The sequence below is a fragment of the Psychrobacillus sp. L3 genome (genome assembly GCF_042945595.1).
Lineage (GTDB): Bacteria > Bacillota > Bacilli > Bacillales_A > Planococcaceae > Psychrobacillus.
Genome location: NZ_CP168493.1, coordinates 358904 through 381096 on the forward strand (window position 1 = coordinate 358904; position 22193 = coordinate 381096).

22 protein-coding genes and 1 other RNA gene are annotated in these 22193 nt (G+C 35.3%); 18 read left to right on the forward strand and 5 right to left on the reverse strand.

Annotated features, from left to right (window positions below; all coding sequences use genetic code 11):
* Nucleotides 1–84: 84 nt before the first annotated feature.
* A complete protein-coding gene (locus ACEPXD_RS01805; RefSeq protein ID WP_391119344.1) occupies nucleotides 85–1305 on the reverse strand; it encodes an ATP-grasp domain-containing protein in 1221 nt (406 codons plus the stop codon).
* A gap of 222 nt (nucleotides 1306–1527) precedes the next feature.
* On the opposite strand from ACEPXD_RS01805, the gene ACEPXD_RS01810 reads away from it, so the two are divergent.
* From ACEPXD_RS01810 to ACEPXD_RS01830, 5 genes are all read left to right on the forward strand, one after another.
* Nucleotides 1528–2907 (forward strand): Mur ligase family protein, encoded by a 1380-nt coding sequence (locus ACEPXD_RS01810; RefSeq protein WP_391119347.1) that lies wholly within the window; start codon nucleotides 1528–1530, stop codon nucleotides 2905–2907.
* Nucleotides 2908–3144: 237 nt separating this feature from the next.
* The gene (locus tag ACEPXD_RS01815) at nucleotides 3145–3453 is read left to right on the forward strand and encodes a hypothetical protein (protein ID WP_391119350.1); all 309 of its coding nucleotides are present in this window, start codon (nucleotides 3145–3147) and stop codon (nucleotides 3451–3453) included.
* 15 nt (nucleotides 3454–3468) lie between these two features.
* Entirely contained in the window at nucleotides 3469–4761 is a 1293-nt protein-coding gene (locus ACEPXD_RS01820) for a YheC/YheD family protein (RefSeq protein ID WP_391119352.1), read from the forward strand.
* Between the two features lie 86 nt (nucleotides 4762–4847).
* The gene (locus tag ACEPXD_RS01825) at nucleotides 4848–5618 is read left to right on the forward strand and encodes a YheC/YheD family protein (RefSeq protein ID WP_391119354.1); all 771 of its coding nucleotides are present in this window, start codon (nucleotides 4848–4850) and stop codon (nucleotides 5616–5618) included.
* 33 nt (nucleotides 5619–5651) lie between these two features.
* The gene (locus tag ACEPXD_RS01830; RefSeq protein ID WP_391119356.1) at nucleotides 5652–7040 is read left to right on the forward strand and encodes a UDP-N-acetylmuramoyl-tripeptide--D-alanyl-D-alanine ligase; all 1389 of its coding nucleotides are present in this window, start codon (nucleotides 5652–5654) and stop codon (nucleotides 7038–7040) included.
* A gap of 159 nt (nucleotides 7041–7199) precedes the next feature.
* Here ACEPXD_RS01830 and ACEPXD_RS01835 read toward each other — a convergent pair whose 3' ends face one another.
* Nucleotides 7200–8132 (reverse strand): C40 family peptidase, encoded by a 933-nt coding sequence (locus tag ACEPXD_RS01835; RefSeq protein WP_391119358.1) that lies wholly within the window; start codon nucleotides 8130–8132, stop codon nucleotides 7200–7202.
* A gap of 235 nt (nucleotides 8133–8367) precedes the next feature.
* On the opposite strand from ACEPXD_RS01835, the gene ACEPXD_RS01840 reads away from it, so the two are divergent.
* Complete coding sequence (locus tag ACEPXD_RS01840; RefSeq protein ID WP_391119360.1) at nucleotides 8368–8886, forward strand: YhcN/YlaJ family sporulation lipoprotein; 519 nt, start codon at nucleotides 8368–8370, stop codon at nucleotides 8884–8886.
* A 60-nt stretch (nucleotides 8887–8946) separates the two neighbouring features.
* A non-coding RNA gene (gene ssrS, locus ACEPXD_RS01845) (6S RNA) lies at nucleotides 8947–9141 on the forward strand.
* A gap of 186 nt (nucleotides 9142–9327) precedes the next feature.
* On the opposite strand, the gene ACEPXD_RS01850 is transcribed toward ssrS, so the two are convergent.
* Together ACEPXD_RS01850 and ACEPXD_RS01855 are read right to left on the reverse strand one after the other, a co-directional pair.
* A complete protein-coding gene (locus ACEPXD_RS01850) occupies nucleotides 9328–10515 on the reverse strand; it encodes a tyrosine-type recombinase/integrase (RefSeq protein ID WP_391119362.1) in 1188 nt (395 codons plus the stop codon).
* 5 nt (nucleotides 10516–10520) lie between these two features.
* Entirely contained in the window at nucleotides 10521–11540 is a 1020-nt protein-coding gene (locus tag ACEPXD_RS01855; RefSeq protein WP_391119364.1) for a helix-turn-helix domain-containing protein, read from the reverse strand.
* Nucleotides 11541–11703: 163 nt separating this feature from the next.
* Between ACEPXD_RS01855 and ACEPXD_RS01860 the strand changes: the two genes are divergently transcribed.
* The 11 genes from ACEPXD_RS01860 (at nucleotide 11704) to ACEPXD_RS01910 (ending at nucleotide 21591) form a co-directional block, all read left to right on the forward strand.
* Nucleotides 11704–11895 (forward strand): helix-turn-helix domain-containing protein, encoded by a 192-nt coding sequence (locus ACEPXD_RS01860; protein WP_391119366.1) that lies wholly within the window; start codon nucleotides 11704–11706, stop codon nucleotides 11893–11895.
* A 173-nt stretch (nucleotides 11896–12068) separates the two neighbouring features.
* Nucleotides 12069–12773 (forward strand): hypothetical protein, encoded by a 705-nt coding sequence (locus ACEPXD_RS01865; protein WP_391119368.1) that lies wholly within the window; start codon nucleotides 12069–12071, stop codon nucleotides 12771–12773.
* 115 nt (nucleotides 12774–12888) lie between these two features.
* Nucleotides 12889–13908, forward strand: a complete 1020-nt coding sequence (locus tag ACEPXD_RS01870; protein WP_391119370.1) for a DnaD domain protein — start codon at nucleotides 12889–12891, stop codon at nucleotides 13906–13908.
* Nucleotides 13883–14752: an ATP-binding protein gene (locus tag ACEPXD_RS01875; RefSeq protein WP_391119373.1), complete on the forward strand. Its 870-nt coding sequence runs from the start codon at nucleotides 13883–13885 to the stop codon at nucleotides 14750–14752. Before ACEPXD_RS01870 ends, ACEPXD_RS01875 begins: the two co-directional genes overlap by 26 nt.
* Nucleotides 14753–14799: 47 nt before the next feature.
* Nucleotides 14800–15423, forward strand: a complete 624-nt coding sequence (locus tag ACEPXD_RS01880) for a hypothetical protein (protein WP_391119376.1) — start codon at nucleotides 14800–14802, stop codon at nucleotides 15421–15423.
* A gap of 11 nt (nucleotides 15424–15434) precedes the next feature.
* Complete coding sequence (locus tag ACEPXD_RS01885; RefSeq protein ID WP_391119378.1) at nucleotides 15435–15845, forward strand: hypothetical protein; 411 nt, start codon at nucleotides 15435–15437, stop codon at nucleotides 15843–15845.
* Nucleotides 15846–16030: 185 nt separating this feature from the next.
* Nucleotides 16031–16600 (forward strand): hypothetical protein, encoded by a 570-nt coding sequence (locus tag ACEPXD_RS01890; RefSeq protein WP_391119379.1) that lies wholly within the window; start codon nucleotides 16031–16033, stop codon nucleotides 16598–16600.
* 109 nt (nucleotides 16601–16709) lie between these two features.
* Nucleotides 16710–17132, forward strand: coding sequence for a terminase small subunit (locus tag ACEPXD_RS01895; RefSeq protein ID WP_391119381.1), 423 nt, complete (start codon nucleotides 16710–16712; stop codon nucleotides 17130–17132).
* A gap of 50 nt (nucleotides 17133–17182) precedes the next feature.
* Complete coding sequence (locus ACEPXD_RS01900) at nucleotides 17183–20812, forward strand: hypothetical protein (protein WP_391119383.1); 3630 nt, start codon at nucleotides 17183–17185, stop codon at nucleotides 20810–20812.
* A 343-nt stretch (nucleotides 20813–21155) separates the two neighbouring features.
* Complete coding sequence (locus ACEPXD_RS01905; RefSeq protein WP_391119385.1) at nucleotides 21156–21353, forward strand: hypothetical protein; 198 nt, start codon at nucleotides 21156–21158, stop codon at nucleotides 21351–21353.
* A gap of 46 nt (nucleotides 21354–21399) precedes the next feature.
* The gene (locus ACEPXD_RS01910; RefSeq protein WP_391119387.1) at nucleotides 21400–21591 is read left to right on the forward strand and encodes a hypothetical protein; all 192 of its coding nucleotides are present in this window, start codon (nucleotides 21400–21402) and stop codon (nucleotides 21589–21591) included.
* A gap of 44 nt (nucleotides 21592–21635) precedes the next feature.
* Here ACEPXD_RS01910 and ACEPXD_RS01915 read toward each other — a convergent pair whose 3' ends face one another.
* A complete protein-coding gene (locus ACEPXD_RS01915; protein WP_391119389.1) occupies nucleotides 21636–22187 on the reverse strand; it encodes a hypothetical protein in 552 nt (183 codons plus the stop codon).
* Nucleotides 22188–22193 lie beyond the last annotated feature (6 nt).

A 22193-nucleotide genomic window follows, 5' to 3' on the forward strand; every position in this document is an offset into this window, starting at 1 on the left:
CAAGCCCTTTTTTGGGGTTTTTATTCGGGTTTAATATTTTCAAGGAAAAATAAAAAAAAGAGCACCAACAAGGTGTTCTTAGTTTTAATCATTTTTCAGATGGAAAGTAATTTCCTTTACTGCATCGTTAGCACGTGTTTTGGCTTCTTCTAAGCTACTTCCTACTGCAATGACATAAGCATATCTATGTCCCATGGATAAAGGAGGGATTAAAGTTGTTCCTTTTTTAGGTTTAACGTAAACTTCGATAACTCCTGGTAACTTTTTTGCCCTTGTTTTTCCAGTTACTTTTGCTAATATACCTTTCTTTGCGACAATAACGTATTTGGTGAAAACATATTTTTTATGTCTGGGTGATATTTCAGGCCTCTCTCCTAAAAATAACTTAAGTGTTTCTTGGACTAAACTAAAACCAAATGCAGCTTGAATCATTTTATTCATTGCACCACCAGAAATCCTTGGGTTAATCTCAATGAGTTTCCAACCATTTTCACTTAAGCGGATTTCAAGATGCAACGCCCCGTTTGTAATTCTAAATGCTGTAGTGATCGAGTGCAGGATTTCTTCTATTTCTGTTTTGATTTTTGGAGGAATATCCGCAAGCACACCATACCCTGTAATAATGAATCTTTTACCTTTTGTAATTTCTTGTTCTATAATTGCAACTATATGTGGCTTGTTGTTATAAACGAGTACCTCTACCAAATATTGATCTCCGTCTATATATTCTTCAATCATAATAGCTTCTTCTGGATTCTTATTGCGAAGATCTTCCAAACTTTTCTCAAGCTGTTCTTTTCCTGTAGCCAAAAGAACGTCTTTGGAACCTGTAGATACTGGAGACTTTACGATAACTGGAAAATCGAATTCCTCGCATATCTTATCAGTAGGAATAGATTCGTTTGGTTTAATTGATAAAAACTTAGGTGTATATAATTTATCTTTAAGAAAAGATCTTGTTTCCTCTTTGTCCTCCATTATTTTAATCGCCTTAGAAGAGGTATTATTGTGGCAGAATTCATCACAAAGAATGGATGCAATGTGGACAAACGGATCTATAAAACTGACAATGCTTTTTATAATAACACCTTGGGCCTGTAACTTAGAGATTTCTTCTCTCATGTCCCCTAGATTATAGGTATTTACAAAAATCATCTTATGAACATCCGTGTATTCTTCCCTTTGTTGAATTTGTTTCTCTTTACTAGAAAAAAGAATAGTATAGAAGCCCAAACGCTCTGCTGCTTTAATAGCTTCCCTGCTGGATCCAGATTTATTCGTACTAATAAAAATAATTGCTTTCAATCGGTTCACTCCCTATTATAAATCAGTTAAATACGACTCCTTCTATATGTATGACAGGCTCTGGCTTTGACATGGTTATGTATCACGAGGTTGCTCCTAATTCTTTCGGAAATCTCTACACTTTTATATAGGTGCTTTAAAAGTTAAATTTAATATTATATTATCCAATCAACTTTTACTAAAAAGCATATTATAAACTAAGAGAGGAGTGTGATTAATACAATGAAACCACACACAGTCGAAGAGATTAGAGCAATTATTTCTGGAGACTTAATACAAGGTTCGGATGAAATAATAATTCATTTTGGAGCTTACCGATTAAAACAAATAAAGAACCAAAATACGATTCTTTTTTCGAACAAAAGAATTACTGATTGGAAAAGATTGAATGAGTTTTTTCCTTTAGTACTTGTAACAGATAGAAAGTCTAGTCAATCGGAATTACCAAAGAATCTAACTGTTATTCACGTAGAGCATTTAGAATACGCCTATTGGAAATTTGTTCACTATTATCGTAGCCAGTTTCAAATCCCAATCGTCGCAATTACAGGTACCTCTGGAAAAACAACAACAAAAGAAATGATTAAGCATATACTTTCCTCTAGTAAAAAAGTTACTTCAACAAATCTTACTAATAATTCTCGAACAGCATCTTTACAGTATCTTTTGAGTATAGAAGAAGACACAGAAGCGGCAATTTTCGAAACAGCTGTAGGTTCACCAGGAGATATATTAAGAGCAGGAGAATATTTTAAACCTACAATAGGAATTATTACAAACATCGGAGCACATCACCTCAACTATTGTAAAACTTTAGAAGGTTATATCCAGGCGAAAGGTGAGATGCTTAAAATTATTGAACCTACGGGAGTACTTATAATAAATGCTGAGGATATTAATACACGTAAAATTGATACCAATAGTTTTCCAGGTAAAATTGTAAAAGTTGGTACTCATACGACATGCGATTTTAGAGCTTTTAATATTCAATTCAGTCATGATGGTATGAATTTTAGTGTTCAACATAAGAAGAGAAATTTTCAAATGTTTGTTCCTGGATTTGGAGAACATCAAGTCTATAATGCTCTTGCAGCAGTTGCTGCTGTCTATGAAATGGGGGTTACAATACCAGAGGCAGCAATTCAGTTAAAGACATTTAAAAAATTTAATAAGCAGCTTCAAGTAATTGAAGGAATAAACGAATCTATCATTTTAGATGATACATGGAGCCTTACAACGACTTCATTGGAAGCTGCATTAAAGGTATTAAATGAGATTGGAAAAGAAAAGAAAAAGATAGCGATTATTGGCACCATTACAGATTTAGGTTCATGGGGATACATTATTCATGAACAAGCAGGTGAATTAATACAGCAGATTGGCGTGGATGTACTTATTACGATAGGAGAGCATGCAAGTATCATGGCGAACCATGCGGTTAAAATGGGATTAAGTTCGCCTGTTTATACATTTAAAAATACAATCCTCGTTTATGATCTATTAAATGAAATAGTAGATTCCAATACAATTATTTTGATAAAAGGTGATATGTATAGCAAACACATTTCCGAATTAGCTTTAAAGTTGAGGAAGAAAAAATAATTCCTCTCTAAAAAGAGATATAAAATCAGAAACTAAAAAAAATCTTTTTACTAATTTAATGGAACAAACACCGTGACACAATATTGAGTTCGGCAATAGTTTATAGAAATCTAATTGAAAGGGGAGATTAAAAATGGGTATTATATGTCCTTGTGGAGTATTTGTAGATGCTTTATCAGCAAGTAATAATGTAAAATTCGTAGGTCAGATAGGAACTGTTAAGGTAATTTAACTTACTTGGCAAATGTATGTGTTACGACACTTACTGCATCAACTCTTTCCTTAACATTTCAAGATACAGAAACTCCAAATGTTAACAACTTTACTTTTGCAGCAAACGCGATAACATCTGTTGTTTGTAAAAAAGAAGGTCAGAACTGTGTTGTGACCGTAACGGGAACTGGGATTGTCGATGGTGTTCAATTTCCTTTTGAAGCAGTCTTTAGAGACCAAGTTGCTTCAGCTGCAAATGATAATGTCCAAAGCTTTGTTATTACCGGTTTCTTATTAAAATTCCAAAAAGTAACCAATGAGAGTTTGTATTAATGAATAGTATATAAAATGACATTTAAAGGAGTGTATCGATTGAAATACAGTAGAGGGAGGCTGAGTCATTATAAAATATTACATGATGAAAAAAAGTTACGGCATTATCTAGTTGAAACGGTGCTCTTTTCGAAGAAATCATTAATCTATTTTTTAGAAAATTATAAAGCTGTAGTTATAAAACCTTCTTTTGGTCCTGGTGAAATAAACATCTCCTTCGAAAATAATAAATATAAAATTAAAACGCGAAAGAAAATAATTACCGTTATTAACAAAGAAGCAGTTTATGAATATATAAATTGTTATGAAATACACCAAAAATATTACGTAATTCAGCCCCAAAAAATTTTCGCTAGCCAATCATCACAAATCCCTTACCGATCCATCGTTACAGTTCATCGAAAGCCTCTTTCAGCCAAGTGGCGCATTGTTTCCGTAGCATATGACGAAAATTTTTCGGTTTTTAGTCAGTTTTATCATAGGTATTATGTTGAAAAAATTAGGAGTTTATCCATTATGGCAGCTAAAAAACTTGGCAAATCATTCCCAAAATATAATACGGTTGTAATTGAAATTTTGTTCGACTATAAAAAGGGCTTATGGATTTCTGATACAATCCTTCATTCTCGAATAAGTAAGTGGGACCAATATCAAACACTTAGAGGAAGCAGGGCAATATTATCTTCTTTGCCAAAGACGAACTTACTCACACATGTAACTTTTAGAGACTATTTAAATAGATTCAACGAAATTATTGTTAAGCCGTGTGTTGGGCAGAATGGTTTAGGAGTTGCTCAAATTACAAAGAAAAGTCCCTTCATATATGAAATTCATTCTGGAATAAGGAATATAACTAAAACAAATCTAGATGAAACTTATAGTTATATTGAAGAAATTTTTCTTTTTAAGAAGGATTATATAGTACAGCAAAAAGTACAATTGGCTATGATAGATAAGTGCCCAATGGACGTAAGAGTAATTACTCGTAAGGTTGAATCCACATGGATTGTTACAGACAAGATAGTTAAAGTAGCTGGTGCGAATTTTATCATTACAAACGCAGCTCAGAAACTACTAACTCTAGAAAATGCTATACAAGATTCAACTATTTCTAGTAAACATAGCGAAAAGCTTGAATCCAAAATAGATAAGACTTGCTTATTGGCGGCTAATCAGCTTGAAAAAAGCAATGAAGAACTAAAGATAATAGGCTTCGATATTGGTATTACAAATAAAGGAGAAGTATGGATTATTGAAGGAAATTATGTGCCCAACCTAACAATGTTCAAAGACCAAAAAGAAAAGTGAATATTAAAAACTAAAAAAAATTTATTCTCTTCTCTAGTGCAAAGTAATTAACTAGAGAAATATAAGAGATAAATGAGGTGAATAGAATGAAACAACCTGGAAAATGGGAGCAATATTTGTTGTTGAGTACAGATCCCTTAACAGAAAAAAATCTTCCGCAGACGATTAAATACAGTCTAGCAAATCTTTTGGACTTTATAAATTCCTTTGATTATGCGTATGTAAAGCATGAGAGAACCGGGCAAGGTAGAGCAATTTTTAAAGTTTATAAAGAAGAAGGCGACTCTTATTGTTTTAGCGGCTATTCAATACAAGGCAAACCAATTACAAAATGCGTTACAAGAATTGAAGATTTTCACAAAATACTGCATCCACTAGAGAGATTCGGTAGACAAGAGAATTATATTATTCAAGAAGGCATTAAAAGTTATACCCCAACTGGACTGCCTATGAGCATTCGAGTTCATGTTCAACTTCTAAAGGGAAAATGGGTTATAGGAGGAATGAATGCAAATATTGGGTCACAGCTAACTACCGATAATGGTATTCTCAATTACCATCGAGGCAGTTCAATAATAACTATTGATGAATTAATGTCGTTACATTGCCAAATGGATGAGGAAAAAAAGAAAGAAATCCTTGATTGTATAGAAGAAGTATCTATCTCGGCAGCAAAAATTATCGCTTCACATTATCCTAACAGGGAATATGGCATCGACTTAGGGCTAAATGCAGAACATCAACCAATTTTATACGAAGTGAATACAACACCAGGAATTAGCGGATTTGCAGGAATAGGAAATAAAACAATTTGGAAAAGAATCGTTGAAATTAGGAAATTGCAAAATGAAGAATAACTTATCGTCAAATGGAGGGAAGGAGGAGTAAAAATGAAACCATTACGCGTGAAAGACATTCGGAATTTACTTAAAGGTGAATTAATAAGTGGTTCTGAAACTTGGAGTGTGAATCATGCTATTTATTATAATCGGCATGATCTTACAAAACGAAATTCGCTAATGTTCGTTAGTAGAAGTGATGATGTTAACTGGAATGAAATCAATAATAAAGGACCTTCTCTTGTAATATCTGATAAACCTTTGTCCGAACTGAAAAATGCTCTATCAGATACTACAGTTATAAAAGTTAAGAGTCTAGTACAATCTTATTGGAAATTTATGGATAATTATAGAAGTTTATTTCAAATACCTGTTGTTGCAATAACGGGAACATGTGGTAAAACAACTACAAAAGAGATGATTAAACATATCTTAAGCAAAGATTGGAATGTGCATGCATCGATTAGCAGTAAAAATGAGCCACGTCAATCGTTTCCATATTTAATGGGGATTAATGGAAAAACAAATGCTGCTGTGTTTGAACTTGGGCTAGGGAATACCGGCAATATTAAACATCAATGTATGATTTATCAGCCTACAATAGGAATCATTACTAATATTGGTGTTCATCATTTAGATGGTTGCGGAAATCTAGAAGGTTATATCAACGCTAAGTCAGAAATAGTCGATGGTATAAAAAAAGATGGCACATTAATCTTAAATGCGGATGATACAAATACTAAAAAAGTTTCTTTGCATTCATTTAAAGGGAAGGTTATCTATTTTGGGGAAAGTTCAAAGGCTGATTTTAGAGCCTCCAATATTCAATTTACCGAAAACGGAATGAATTTTCAAATTAATTTTATGAAAAAAGAGTATACCGCTTTTATACCAGGATATGGTGAACATCAAGTGTATAACGCGCTTGCTGCAATTGCTGCTGTAAACGAAATGGGGATGGATATTAAGGAAGCTATCTCACGTTTAAAAACATATAAAAATATGAGCAGACACTTGGAGTTTTCTAGTGGAAAAGGCGGGAGTACAATCATTGACGATACGTGGACAAATAATCCTACTTCTGTCGAGGCTGCATTAAAGGTACTGGATTCAATTGGCGTAGGTAAAAATGTCATTCTAATACTCGGAGATATTAAACGGTTAGGGAACTTTGAAAAGAAGTACCATGCTGAAATTGGAAGTCTTGTTGCAAAAAGAAATATTCATACGTTGATTACAATAGGAAGTAAAGCAGAAGAAATAGCTAGGAAGGCGATGGAAGAAGGATCGAAAGCAGATGTTCATATGTTTAAGGATACCAAGGGAGTGATGGAAGTTCTACAACCAAAGCTAGACAACCAAGCAGTTTTGCTCATTAAAGGACCAATGTCAAGCCGCTCCATGATTGAATTTGCCAATAAGTTAAAAGAAAATAGTTGATACATGAAAAAGAAGCATTCTCGCTATATGCGATGAATGCTTCTTAAGTAACTGCTAAGAAAGAATAATTTTTTACATAGTATCCTGACCATATTAAGACGAAATCTGGCAAGATACTATGTAAAGGCCTAGGGCTCGTTCGCTTAAGTATTCACTTACTTAAAAAACACGTTTTGCAGTCATATAATGCTGATTATAATAATCTACAAATAGAACTCTTGATAAAACCCCGCTTGAATTCGGAATGATGATACGATAATCGCCAGCATAGATCGCTACCATAGATGGTGTTTTTGATCCTTTAACACTATTAAAAAAGATCAGATCACCTTTCTTTAAATTTGCGCGCGAAACAGTTGTCCCCTTGTTCATTAGATCTTTCAAATTGGTCGTGCCTAGATTTACTCCATTTGATTTATACACGTAGTCAACAAAACCAGTTGCAGTAAAATTTAATGACGATGCATTATTGACACTACCCATTTTTACTTTATTAACTAAACTATATGCTTTCGTAACAACATTATCACCTTTAGTTGCCGGATTAGAAGGAAGTAGAGTTGGTAATACTCTACGTGCTGTAACATAATTGTCTGTGTAATAAGGTTTGCTATTTAAGTCTGAGATAACAATATTTTGTTTGGAATCAGCCATGTGTATGACTTTGTTGTCGCCAATATACATTGCAACATGATCCGGATCGGTGCCTGTCGTCTTACTTCTAAAGAAAAGTAAATCTCCTTTTTGTAGTTGATTTCTGGCAACTGCTGTTCCTTGTTGCATCATATAATCTTCGTTATACGTTCCAAGATCTACTCCATTTTTTTCGAAAATGTACATAAGAAAACTTGCACAAGAAAATTTGTAAGGATAAGTTGCCTTGTACACAGTATTACTGTAAGTTGCCTTCCCTATTAAACTCTTCCCAGTTTGAATTAATTGATCTGCCTTTGCTTCTACTGCTTTTTGGTTATTCTGCATATTAATTGTTGCAGCCGAGGCTTTTATTGGATGAATTGCGGCAGGGGCAACCCCTAGCGTACTTAAACCGATTACGACTGATAATGTAGTTGCTACGAAACGTTTTTTCATCTGAATACCTCCTGAAGTTTTTATTTCTTACTTGCACCGATTTTAGCATGTAAAAGTAGAAGATCCTTAAGGAAAGTTATTCCAGGTAACATTGCGAGATACCTTAAGCCCTTGTCAACATTACGCTCATCAAGGTAATTTACAGTTTGATTACAAATATTACGGAGAGCAGACGAATAAAAAGGACAAAATAGGTCATGCTAACCTCATGGAGTTAAATAAGGGAGGATTTTCATTGAGTAAAATACTACAAATATCTATGACATTGCTTCTTATTAGTTCGCTAGTGGGGTGTGGAACAAACAAGACTGCTGATAAAACCAAAACAGAGGTAAATAAAACTACTACTGAAACCCCTGCCGAAACCAACACAACCACGACTACGAACGAAAACGTTAATACCGATGTGAATGGAAATAATGATCATAAGTTGGAACTAGCGGATGATGTAGCAGATGAAATTACAAAAATGAAGGAAGTAGAGAGTGCAAATGTTATCGTCACGGATAAAAATGCATATGTGGCTGTCGCACTTAAAGAAGGTGTTAATGGAAGTGAAGCACTTGAGACAAAGATTGCAGATCAGGCAAGGGCTACACATGCCGATTTTAAAAATGTATACGTATCAACCAATCCTGATTTTGCAAAACAATTTACTGAATACGGAGAAAAAATCAGAGCAAATAAACCGGTAGAAGGATTTTTTAAAGAATTTTCCGATACAATAAAAAGAGTTTTTCCTGATGCACATTAACCTATACTAAGTGGAAGCAATTTCCGTTGATAAAATGCTGAAAAGGGTATATTATATTCACATAGGCTGCATTGTACGTATGGATATTAAGTTTTAACCTTTATGCTGTAACAGGGAGTTTTATATAGAAGTTGGAATGACAGGCCTCATTCTCTTGCGACAATGAGGACAGGCAGGATAACTTTTGCGAACACCCACTTTGAGGAGTGGTGGTTTAAAACTTTCTTATTAGAGTACGGCAAAGGCGGCTTACTTAAAAAGATGATTATAGCAAGGTTTTAGAGCACTCTTACCAGAAATGGTGAGGGTGTTTTTTGTTTCCGTTTTTCCTCCTGGTGTTAAATTGGTGTTAAAATTTAAAGTAAACTGTTGCAAAGCGTTTTAATTAACACCAAATTGACCAAAAAAAGCGGTCTTTTTAGACTGCTTTTCAAATAAACCCTATTTATTTTTTTCTCGTGGCTGGAATAGACTTTCTAATTTGTCTGCTGCAGCTTGGTCTGCTGAACGTAAAGCATGGCCGTATGTGTCCATTGTTATTCGTATATCAGAATGTCCTAATCGTTCCGCAATAATTTTTGCATGTACACCTTGGGCAATGAGCAAGCTCGCCGAAGTGTGACGTAGATCATGCAGACGAATATATCTAATTTCTTTTCTTTTGGCGAACTTGCTCCACCAATTGGAAGGGGATGAAGGATGTAAATGCGAACCGTTCTTCTGACAGAAAAGCCATTCTCTCTCTACTTCCTTCCACGTTTTAGATTTTAACTTTTCCGCTACCCAATGCTTACGATACTTCTTTAATTCTTCCATAACGGATGGTGGAAGTGTGACAAGTCTCCTAGAGGATCTAGACTTAGGTTCTTTAAGCAAGGGACCATCTTTCCCGATAACGATGGATTGTGTAATGTCAATTCGATTGTTTTCAAAATCCACTCTAGACCATTCAAGTCCTAAATTTTCTCCTCTTCTTGTCCCAGCAGTAATAGAAAGAGTCAAGAACATTCTCCAATGAAACGGCTCATCCTGGAGAGCGTGAAGAATGGCTGTCACTTCCTCAGCTTCATACACATTCACTTCTCTTTTTGCCTCGTGCTTATTCTTTGGCTTGTTAACACCTTCCATTGGATTTTTACTAATAACTTTCCATTGAGCGGCATATTTAAAAATACTCAGTAATGTTCGGTAGATGTCCTGTTTAGAAAGTAAAGTGAGTGATCCTTCTTTGCCATCTTTTCTTGTAAGGTTAGTTATTAGATCAAGCAGCATCATGGAATTAATTTCATCTAATGGAACGTGTCCAATTACAGGTAGTATGTGGTTATTTAGTTTAAATTCATGATTAGCCATTGTAGTAGAGGATAATTCTTTTTCTGCAAACTTTTCTTTCCACTCCTCTACAAATTTGGAAAATGGCATCTTCTCCGGGTTTATATATTCCCCTGAAAGTACTTCTTGCTTAAACTTCAAATATTCATGATCTAAATGTTCTTCCAGTTGCTTAGGAGTCATTTTCTTTGTGACTGTATACGTTTTGGTTTTCCGTGGGTACCTACCTTTTGCATCTTTCTTCTGGTAGACAGTGAAACGATAAGAATTATCTCCTCTTTTTTCAATGTTAGCCATCGGTTTCACTCCTGATTGTTGGAATAGTTAGGGGTATCTTCAAAGATCAGTTTTAAGATTTGGAGTGCTTTTTCTTTTTCGTGTTTAGATAAAATTCTTTTGTTTAAATATATATTTTCCTCCATAGTTAAAAGGTTTTCTAAATATAGAAATTGTTCTTTTACCTCTTCAGGTGATAATTCGGTTTCTTGTTTATCACCTTCAAGTTTCTGAAAACGTGGACGTTCGAAAGTTATTTTTACATTATTAAGCTTTTCTTCATCTTGTAATACTTGAAGTTTATTGATAAAGGCTCTCGAGATACCTGGTTGTCTCGTTAGCCATTCCTGTAAATCATCTACTCCTAAAATTTCACCAAGCGTCTTACTCCAATCTGCTAAAAAAGATGAATGATACAATTCTATATTTTCTTCGTTTTCTTTATAAAATTTAGTATCAACACTCATTTTTTTAGATATTTCTTCAATCGAAAAACCTCTGTATAGCCTTAATAGTATTAAGTAGTCGCTTGGCTTTGCGTAATTGCTAAAGTTTGTTAATAAAAATACTTCTAATTCTCTTTCAAATTCCTCATCCACATTTTCCAGTTTTCCACCTTTAAGAAAATAGTCCATATCATCAAGGTCATTTAAGTTTAATACGGATTTGTTAAAATATTGTTCTTCATCTTTATTTAGCGATCTATTTATTCTCCAAGCAGCTTCTCTAAAGCGTGAGATAAAAAATTTTTTTCCTTCAAACGAAATTTTTTCAATCATCGTTAGAAAAAAATCACTCTTCATATAGTCTTTGCTCTCATTAGTAGACATATGTCCTGCAACTCTCATTATTGCGAAATAATCGTATTCAAGAGCATCAGCGATCTTACGGATTACCTCTGGCGACGGTACTCCTCTATTGCCGTTCTCCACCTGTGAGAGATAAGAGTGGGAAACTCCTGCAGATTCACTTAAGGCACGTATAGATAGTTTTTGATTTGTTCTTAACTCTCTTAAAAATTTTCCGAAATCATTTTTCTCCTTCATATTATCCTCCTTACTAACAATTGTATACGTGTATATCATATCACGATAATCACAATTGTAACCAATTTTAAATATAACGGTTGCAAAATAAATAAATACAATATAAAATATAGTTAATCACATTTGTGAACATGGTGGTTACAAATTGAGAGGGGTGATGGAAGTGGAAAAGATAACTCTAGATGTTAAGGAACTGTGTAACCTGTTAGGGATTAGCCAAACAACTGCATACACAATGGTTAGAGAAAGTAGTATTCCTCATTTTCGAGTTAAAGGAAAAATATTATTTAATCGAAATGTGATTGAAGAATGGACACGCGAACAATCTTTGCAACATGAAATGGTGAGTAATTGATTTTCTGTAGTATCCAACTAATATAACTGGAGGTTGTTCATGAAAAAATTAAATATGTATTTTTTCGGTGAAGAAAAGTTACATCTAAGCGATGCACTCTATTTTTAGGTAACAATTTTTCTAAGTGTAATTATCACAACAATATCAATTTTTTAGAAAGGGAGCGGCGGCATATGAAAAAGTATCAAACATTCAACGAAAGCGTCCAACAATCAATTATTGAAGCGGATGCAATGGAAATGGGTGCAATGCTAGGTTATATCTTTGTGGATCTTGAAGGCAAAAAGGTAACGACAGCATATTTTGAAAGTGAAAATGATGGTGTAGTTTATCCACTGGATGCTACAAGTGAACTACAAGTCATCACACAAAACAATGTAGGAATTACTTATCACAGAATAACAGGACAAGACATCTACAATCGTAAAAATGATAGTGGAAACCCACTTTTTGCTGGGATGCGAGCGTTATACAAAACAGGGGGTAATAGAGAAATGAAAGAAAAAAACATGGTATTAGTAGATGTTAAGGAACTTGAAGAGATTTCATTAACTCTAGCTGAGTCATTAGGAGAAGATAATCCTTTAGTTTTAACGGTTGATGCTATGGAAGAGTTAGAGAAAGTAATTGAAAAAAGTACAGTTCATCCAGTAATAGACGATGCAGCTCTTCGAGGAATAGCAGAAGTATTGGATACAGCATTAAATTCTTGTGGACCATACTCTATCACAAAAACACTTGGAGTAATTGAAAGAAAAGAAGATATCACTCGTGAAGAGATGTTGGAATTAATTTTGGAAGATGCAATGGAAACCATTTATAAATTAGTTGGAGAAGAGGATGAAGAAAAAAAGCTCACTACTCACGGCAATGAGTAACGAGCAGCAGAACAAATAAATTAATACGTTCATTTTACTAAAGCAAATGAACATTATCAAGAAAAAGGTGAGGGGGTTTTTCCCTTCGCCACTTTTGGAGGAGGGAGGATGGGCGATGGCTAAATACAGAATGGTTTATACCGAGTTTTGGGATGATCCTAAAATCGTAGAAGAAATGACACCAGAAGATAAATTCTTCTTTCTTTATCTTTTAACAAATACAAATACGACACAAATAGGCATTTATCAAATTACAAAAAAACAAATGGCTTTTGATATGGGGTACTCACTAGAAAGCGTAAAGTCACTATTACAACGGTTTATCGAACACCACAAAATTGTTAAATATAACGACAATACCAGGGAAATAGCTATTAAAAATTGGGGTAAATACAACCTTTCTAAAGGTGGAAAACCAGTTTTAGATTGTATTAAATCAGAGTTGAAAAATGTAAAAGACGTTTCACTTATCATGTATATTTCTGAGCAAATTGAAAGGTCAGAGATCAAACTTATCTACGTATCGTATTACGACTCGTCTAACGATACGTCACACGAGTCGTCTAACGATACGTCACACGAGTCGTCTAACGGTAAGTATGACGATACGCCAACGATAAGTGGGCAAAAAGAAAAAGAAAAAGAAAAAGAAAAAGAAAAAGAAAATCATCATCTTCATCTTCATCTTTCTATAGGACAAGAAGAGTCTCGGGAAACTAAAAACACGATGATTGATGAAGGTTTCAAAAAGGTTATTAATTTTGTTGCTGATAACATTCAAGCAGTCACTCCAATTATCGGTCAGAAAGTTGAATATCTAGTTGATCATTTTGATACAGAGTTGATTATTGAAGCTTTGGGAGCTGCAGTATTAGCAAATGCTAAAAATAAAATCTCTTATGCGGAAACAACTTTAAATAACTGGAAAAACGAATTAATCACTAAACTTGAACAACTAACTGCCAAGCGGACAAGGGAAGTGAATGAAAAACAAAAGACATCCGCAGCTCAATCTAGTCAATCTTTATTCGAGCCTTCTGCAGAAACATTAGAACGCGAAAGACAAACTATGGAACGATTTAGAGCACGAAAAGAAAGAGGTGATTTCGATGATGATGAATATGAATTTGACTGATAATGATTTTTGGGAGAAATTCGGTAACCTTCGCCAAGAGGATTTATTTTTTAAAGTGCATCCAGAGTTGATTGATATTGTTTCTGAGGTAGAAATTAAGAAAACTGAATGCCCATCATGCAAGAAAGATGAAAGAGTTTCATGGGTTTGGGCTTTTGATGAAACCGAGTATGAAGAGCCTGTTCGCGATTTATGTAGAGATTGTGAGTTAGAAGCATTATCACTAGAAACTGGATACACTCTCAACGAAAAACGTAGAGCGGTAATTGATAAAGAATGGTATTTCATTAATGAGAATGAAGCTTCAGGCTTCAAAAACTTTGAAGTGCATGACGAAAAATCAGAGTTTGCAAAGAAGACAACAACTGAATATATCAAAAGATTACTAGCTGGTGAACAACTCAACCTGATGATGCTAGGTAAAACAGGAACAGGGAAAAGTCATCTAAGTAAAGCGATTGCAAAAACCGCGAAACATAAAGGCAAGAAGGTTGCTTATATAACAGCCATGCACCTATTCAACAAAATTAAGGGCACCTTCAACAACATACATGAGCGAAACCGATTTAACGAGCAGTTTAAAGCTTTTGATTTAATTGTTATAGATGATGTAGGGATGGAAACAAAGAAGGTTGCAGAAGTGTCCTGGTCTACCAGTGAATGGACGGAGCTCCTCAATCTAAGGGAAGGCAAATCTAATATTTGGACAAGCAACTTTGACGAACAATCACTAAGCAAGGTAATAGGCGACCGTACGTTATCACGAATGTACGAAAATACGATTTTCATAGAAAACTTTACCGGCGAAGATTTCCGTAGGAGAAAAAGAATAAACGTAGTTTGATGAGGTTGCTTCCCTTCCTCATCATCCTGGAAGGGGATGTTACATACATGTACAAAATGACTGATACAGAATTGCATCGGTATTTAAATGCAACAACAACTTATGAACGTTTATGCATAGAGCAGCAAGAAGAACTTGAAGAAGCTTATGAGAATGTATTTGGTACTCGAACAAGTTGGGATTACGAACAAGGAAAAATATATTCAGAGTCGCTAAATGTTGCGGATTATGCGATCTATTTAGTTGATCTAAAGGGCAAACATAAAAATGATCGTGAGCTTTGGGAACGTCGTATACGGGTATTTAAAAGAGCATTGTACTGTTTAACTGATGAAGAACAATTTATTTATAGAAAAAGTCCTGCAACCTTTAAAGATTACGAGTTATACCATAAGATCCTCGATACATTACGTAATTATTTAGAGGAAATTGTATCGACTATACCTGAGTTACAAGAAAAAGAGAAAAAGTTCTTTGAATCAGCAAGTGAAGCTAGAGAAGTAGCTAGGTATGACGCTAAAGTTGATAAAATGAGCATGTTAGAGCTTTTAGAGGATTCGGATATAAGTAGTCGGAAAGATATATTAAAGAATTTAAATCCAACCGATTCAAATGTATTTGAAAAATTTACTCGAGCAGCGTTTGCAGTATCAAGTAAAATTGCTTATTAGGAGGATTTCGTATGTTTATTATAAAAAATCATATAGATCTGTTGCAGAAGATCAGTTTTGTTAGATTGGCGATAAATCAATATGAAGTTGGTTTAGGTCAAATTGGTGAAGTTCATCCAGAGGCTTACAAGTTTGAAGAAAAGATAGATGAATTAAAAGATCTCCTGTTTAAGTATGAAGAGATAAGAGACCGAAATACTGAGAATATAAATCAATTTGCAGCATCAAGAATGGATTATAAGGTTGCTTGGTTGCATTATATCGATGGTTTAAATTACAAGCAAATAGCAAAGGTGTTAGGGAAAAGCTACGGTTATATCCGCGGAGTGGTTTGTGACACTAAAAAAAGAGAAAAAGAATTAAACCTCTCATTTAGGACGAACCAACCTTCGAACGCTTTATGTTTTTATCGGACACCTTAAAAGGGCAGTATTCGGCATTATCGGCAGCCTTAAAAAAGAGAAGTATAGTGACATTTGTGACACCCTAAAAAGAGTTGTTGGAGATTTTGGAGACCTAAAAAGGTTGCGTTGAATGTAGTACTCCGTTAGAAAGTCTTGATATTACTAGCTTTTGCAACGTACAACACTGAATTTCTTTTAGATTTATGAAAATTTTATATAGAGGTGAGGATATGGCTCAAGGTATCGTAGAACATGCGGTATATATGGATATCCAACAAATTAAAGACCTAGAGAATGGCACTTATCACGTTAAAAATACGTATAAAAGCGAACATTTTAAAGCACATAACGGCACTTTTCTGTTTGAAAATGGCCAAACAATTCAATGTAGTACAACGGAAGTCGGTTATGGGGTGCGGACGTGGTTTGAATGCCCATCGTGTTTTAGGAATACGAAGAGGATGTACCAAGCAAAGCGTAGTGATTTATGGAAGTGTCGAGAATGTCACAAGCTCGTATACGTAAAATCTCGTTTATCTGGCAATCAGTTTGAGTATGTTACGAGGCAGATCCGTGAATTACAACATGAACTAAAAGTATCGAGAGATAATTATTGGCCATGTTTCCCAAACTGCATAGTTGATGCTGATATAGAATGGTTACCAATAATCAAACCAAAATATATGCGTCAGAGCACTTTTGATGAGTTACGACTTAAATTAGAATTTCTGATTGCCGAAAGAGTACGCTTATGGCTGGCGATGGTCGGTTGATATTGACAATTACTTAGATATAGTAAGGCGAACGAACAAAGGTTCACCTTATGACATGTATTGTATTTGGTAATTAACAATTATTAAGGGCTTTTATTTGGGGGGAGACATGAAACTAACTGGAAAACAACAGAAGTTTGTTGATTATTATTTGACTAGCGGCAACGCTGAGGATGCGGCTAAGAAAGCTGGATATAACGCAAGAGGAAATACTACAAAGTTACTACAAAATACTACAATTCAAAAAGCCATAATAGAACGCAATATACAGATTGAGAGCGACAGGATAGCCGATATGGAAGAAGTAAAGAAGTTTTGGACGAATACTATGCGTAGTGATGAAAATGAGTTAAAAGATCGTTTAAAGGCTTCTGAATACATTGCCAAAACTAACGCAGCTTTCATAGATAAAGTTGAGACAAAAGGCGAGCAAGTTTACTCCATTAAATTACCGGGTGATCTTTCTGTCCTTTCAGTCGAGGAGTTAAAGGATCTTGAATCTACACTAACTAAAGCAGGCTACACTGACTGAGGTAGATAAACAAGAACATCTATAAAGAAAAATAAAATAGGGGTGAGTAAATGGGTAATGGATATGGCGATTTTATAAATAAGCAATTCAAGCAAGTCAAAGAGCCTAAGACCTACAAGACGACAGGCACCCAATATAATAAAGCACAGGAACAGGAGAGGTCGGCAATTCGCTCTCAACTTGCTAATGATATTGCCTATTGGTCGCAAAAAAGAGGCACCCCGATTGATACTTCCAGTAATCCTGTGGCTGTAGCTGAAAATTACTACAAGACACAAGAAAAACGAGCGGAAATCGAAAAAGCAGGACAAAAACGGATGAGTGAGAATGGCGGTAAAGGAAAGTACACCGCTGAAGACCGCTTAGCAGAATCCAAAAAGTATAGCGAAAAAGACCGAGTAACTTCAGCTAACGCGTATGAAAAAGAAATCGGTAAAACCCTTACGTCTGACTTTAAAAAGGGCTACAATTATTCAACTAATAGTGGAATAACTGGAAGTGATGTTCGTTTTGAAGCATTTATGGATAAGTTGAAGAATCAGAAAAATACAGTAGCTCAACAGTTAGCTCCTGAGTTTAATGTGAAGGAAGAAAAGAAGAATAACTTCCTTCAAAATCTTGGGAAGAAGGCTGGCCAAGGTGTAGATAAATCAATGGACTTCTTAGCTTCTCTCACAGTATTTAATGATTCTGGTTACAAACGTTCTCAGGAAGAGAAAAAAGCAAAAGGGATTGAACGCAGTGGATTAGATAGATTTGCAACAAGAGCTGCTAATACTGCTAACTTAGGAATCCCTGCACAATTACAGAAACGCGCTACTGGAGAGCAAGCGTATTACGCAACTCAACGTGAAGTAGGTCACGGTGGCGGCGCTGATATGGCAGCAGATTTACTAGGTTATTTAGCTCCAGGTACGACCATTGCAAAAGGTGTACGCGGGACCAAACTTGGGGCAAAAGGTGTTGAAGGTCTTCTAAAGAAAGGAGTTACCAAAGAAACCGCTAAACAAATCGCCAAACAGACCGCTAAGGAAGGTGCTGCAGTAGGAGGAATAATGTCTGGTGCTGAGATTGCCGGGCGAGAAGCTTTAAATCCGGATGATTATAACTGGAAGCAAAACTTAGCGCAATTTGGTTTAGAAACTGGAGCAGGAGCTGTTTTAGATCCAGCTATGACGTTAGGGATAGGTAAGTTAATTAGCAAGATTAAAAAGCCACCAACAGGAGCTAGTCCTGTGGAAAAATCTATTTTAGAAACATTAGCAGTATTACCATCTCCGCAAAAGGGGAACGCAATACCTGGTCCGCAAGCAAGGGAAACTGGAGAGCCGTTTCAAGGATTCCTTAAACAGTTATCATCGCCGTATCTAAGCAAAGAGTTAGCAGCTACTACAACGAAACAAAGACCAGGTTTAGAAGCGTTGAAAAAAGCTTTCAAAGGGCAAGATGTTCCAACAACTTCTAATATTGCAAAACAAGCTGATAGTACAAATATCGTTCCAAATAAATCAGAGATAGCGGATAAATTAACACCTGCAGCAGAAGCAGATTATACAAAAGGTGTTGCCGTAGAAACGTTGAAGGATATCAGTGGTTTTAAAGGTGCAACAAGTGATGTATATCGTATCTTTGATGATGTGTTTGGTAAAAATTCGCCTGTTACGAAACGTGTTCTTGGAGAACTTGATGCATCTAAATCAAGATACGTAAATATGCAAGAAACCCTACTTAAAGAGTTAGATGATAACATCGTAAAAGGGTTAGGAATCAAAAAAGGTAGCAAACTTTCTAGATACGTTCAAGATTATGGCGAAAAGAAAATGGATTTACCTACATTGAGAGAGAAAGCTCCTGATGATTGGGAGAAAGTTGTGGAAGCTGATAAATGGTTTAGGGCAAAATATGATTCACTTATTGATGAAGTTAATGCATCTCGTAAACTTGCGTATCCTAATAGTCCAGATAAGCAAATCCCTAAACGAAATGATTACTACCGACATTTCACGGAATTTACAAGCTTAACAGGATTGAAAAACATTTTTGATACACCGTCAGCTATTGATCCACATCTTGCTGGTACATCGGAATTTACGAAACCAGGTTCAAAGTATGCGGGGTTTATGCAAAGGCGAGGGTTAGGACCGTATAAAAGCGATGCAGTAGGTGGATTTTTAAACTATGTTCCTTCAGCTTCTTATGCAAAAGAAATAGATCCTAATATAAAAAATATCAGAGCTTTTCGAAGTGAGTTAGCTGACATTACGCAAGATAGTAGAAATCTAAATGATTTTATTGGCTATTTAGATAAATACTCAAATGATTTAGCGGGGAAGACTAATCCGTATTTGGATCGTAACGTTCAAGATATTATCGGAAGAAAACCAATGGCATTTCTTAATTGGATGAACGGTCGAGTAAAAACAAATACTATCCTTGGAAACTTGGCCTCGACACTTGCTCAAGTCGCTAACATGCCGTTAGGTTTAGCATTTGCTAAACAACATTCAGTAAAAGGCATTAGTCGGACAATGAAAGCTTTGCTAGACAATACAGAACCGATTCACCAATCTGCATTTATGAAAGAACGTTATTCTGATTCAATGTACCGTAAATTTGACCAACGATGGATTGAGCAACCACAAAAAATGGCTGAATGGCTAATTGAAACATCTGACCGAGTAGGTTCATCTTTCGTGTGGAATTCAGCTTATGAAAAAGGATTAAAACAAGGCGTGTCGAATCCTATTAAATATGCAGACGACAACACAAGAAGAATGGTTGCTGGTCGTGGTGTAGGTGAAGTTCCCCTATTACAAAAATCTAAAGTTGTTCAAATGGTTATGCCGTTCACTTTAGAAGTGGGAAATCAGTGGTATGTAATGAGAGATATGGTTAAATCAAAAGATTTTGTTGGATTACCTCTCATGCTCGTGGCGAATCACGTATTAAATAAGGCTATGGAGGAAATACGAGGGGATGCAGTGACATTTGATCCAATCGATGCGGTAAAAGAAGGGATGAACGACGGTCTTTCTCCTGCTAGAATAGGAGGTCGTTTAGGTGGTGAAGTACTGTCCAACATACCTGGTGGTCAATACTTAGCTGGTCTGTACCCAGAATATGGAGGAATAGGTGGGGTTAAAACTCCAACTAGGGCAGACTTATTCGCAGATAGAAACCCACAACGCTTTGGTACTGGTCTTGTTTTGAATAATGGAGTCACAGATCCACTCTTTAAATTGCTTCCTCCATTCGGTGGTAATCAGTTGAAGAAGACTCTTGGTGGATTAGAGGTCATGCAAAACGGAGGCTCTTTCAAGAAAGGTACAGGAAAATTAAGCGGATTACCTTTCATGGGTAAAACGGACGAACTTAAATTCCCTATTGAGAATAGTCCTGAAGACAAATTGAAAATGCTGTTGTTTGGTCCAAACGCTTCTGACAATGCTAGAGAATACTTCGATAACAAGCGGAGTCCTTTAGGGGTAAAACAAACAGAGGAGTATAAGAAAGCGGTAGACCGTGGCAAAGGTCAAGAATTCTACGAATCAATACTGAAAACCAGAAGTGATGATTCAGTGAAGCGTAAAATAAAAGAAATTGAAAAAGACAAAACACTGACCGATGAAGAACGTAGAAAAAGATTATTGAAAGTGTTAAAACTGGACGAATCTAAATAAGATATAGAAAGAGGTGATATATTTGTTTGATAAACTTAAAGCGTTTTGGAATATCATCGACTATCCACTATATATCTTGGTAGTAGTAGCTTTTATTGTCTGGTTAATATTTTCAATGCAATCAAAGAAAACAGCAACTTTAGACGATCCAACAGGGAACTCTAATATTAGAAAAAAATGGTACGATTTCACTTAATTAAATCCAACGGCACGCTCAATTTGAGTGTGCTTTTTATTAGTTTAAAGGTCATCCGTGATCATTTTCAATATTTTTGAATGATTATTTTTAGTATAGTTTGAAAAGGATTCAGTAAAAAAGATACAGAATACTGGAGGTAAACAAATGACATTACGCATTGCAAAAGGTGTTCCAGATTTATTAAAGTACCTCGAATCTAATGGGGTAGAACTAAGTTTATCTACCATTTATAGACTTATACGTAAGCGGGAAATACCTTTTAAACGAATTAATACGCAAGTATTACTGTTCGACTTGAACAAGATAGACAGATGGATTGTAGGAGATTTGGAGGGATATTAAGATTACGCTGGAGAGGCAAAGGATAATAACTAAATGGGGGAATTATATGAAACATTTCTACAATTCGAATGAAGTAATGGACTTGCTTTCACTCAATTCTTTACGTACATCCCAGTTACGTATACAAGCGATGAATAAAGAACTGAAAGATAAAGGTTACTGGATAGAGCGAGGAAAAGTACCCGTTCAATTCTTTCATGAAAAGTATCCTTATATTGAAAGGGAAAGGGTTTACTAAAAAAGGCTTGCACAGAATAGTGTAAGCCTTTAATTTATATTAAATCATACCGCTTTACCAACTTGACGAAGAATCTCAAGAAATAATGGCGACATTTGAACTAGTACATATCCTAATCCTGCTTTCATTATCATGTCCCAGGCTTTATCGCTATTATTGAACATGAATAAGAAACAAGCACCTACCATAATAACACTAGCTATAGGAAAGCTGATTGCTACCATTATTTGAAGAAGTGGGTCTAGTATAGTCGTGAGAACGTCTAGTGATTTATCTGCAATAAATCCTGTTGGAATCATTTCAGGTGAAGCCATATTAGTAGGGAATATAGTAGAAGCTTGTGCAAGAACATTGATAGGCTCTAATACTGTTACTGGTTCGATTATGGGTGCAGATACGGGGATAGTTGTTGTATGTTCAATAGTAGGATTAGTGATAAAGCGATAAATTGATAATCCGATAGCAGCAGTAATAGGAACACTTGCAGCGCCTATTATTGTTTTATTAGTAGCATAAGCATCTCCTGGTACACGATGACTATAATCCGTATATTCAGACTCAGGAACAACCTCAATTTTATGCTTGCGTTTAAACACTCTTTT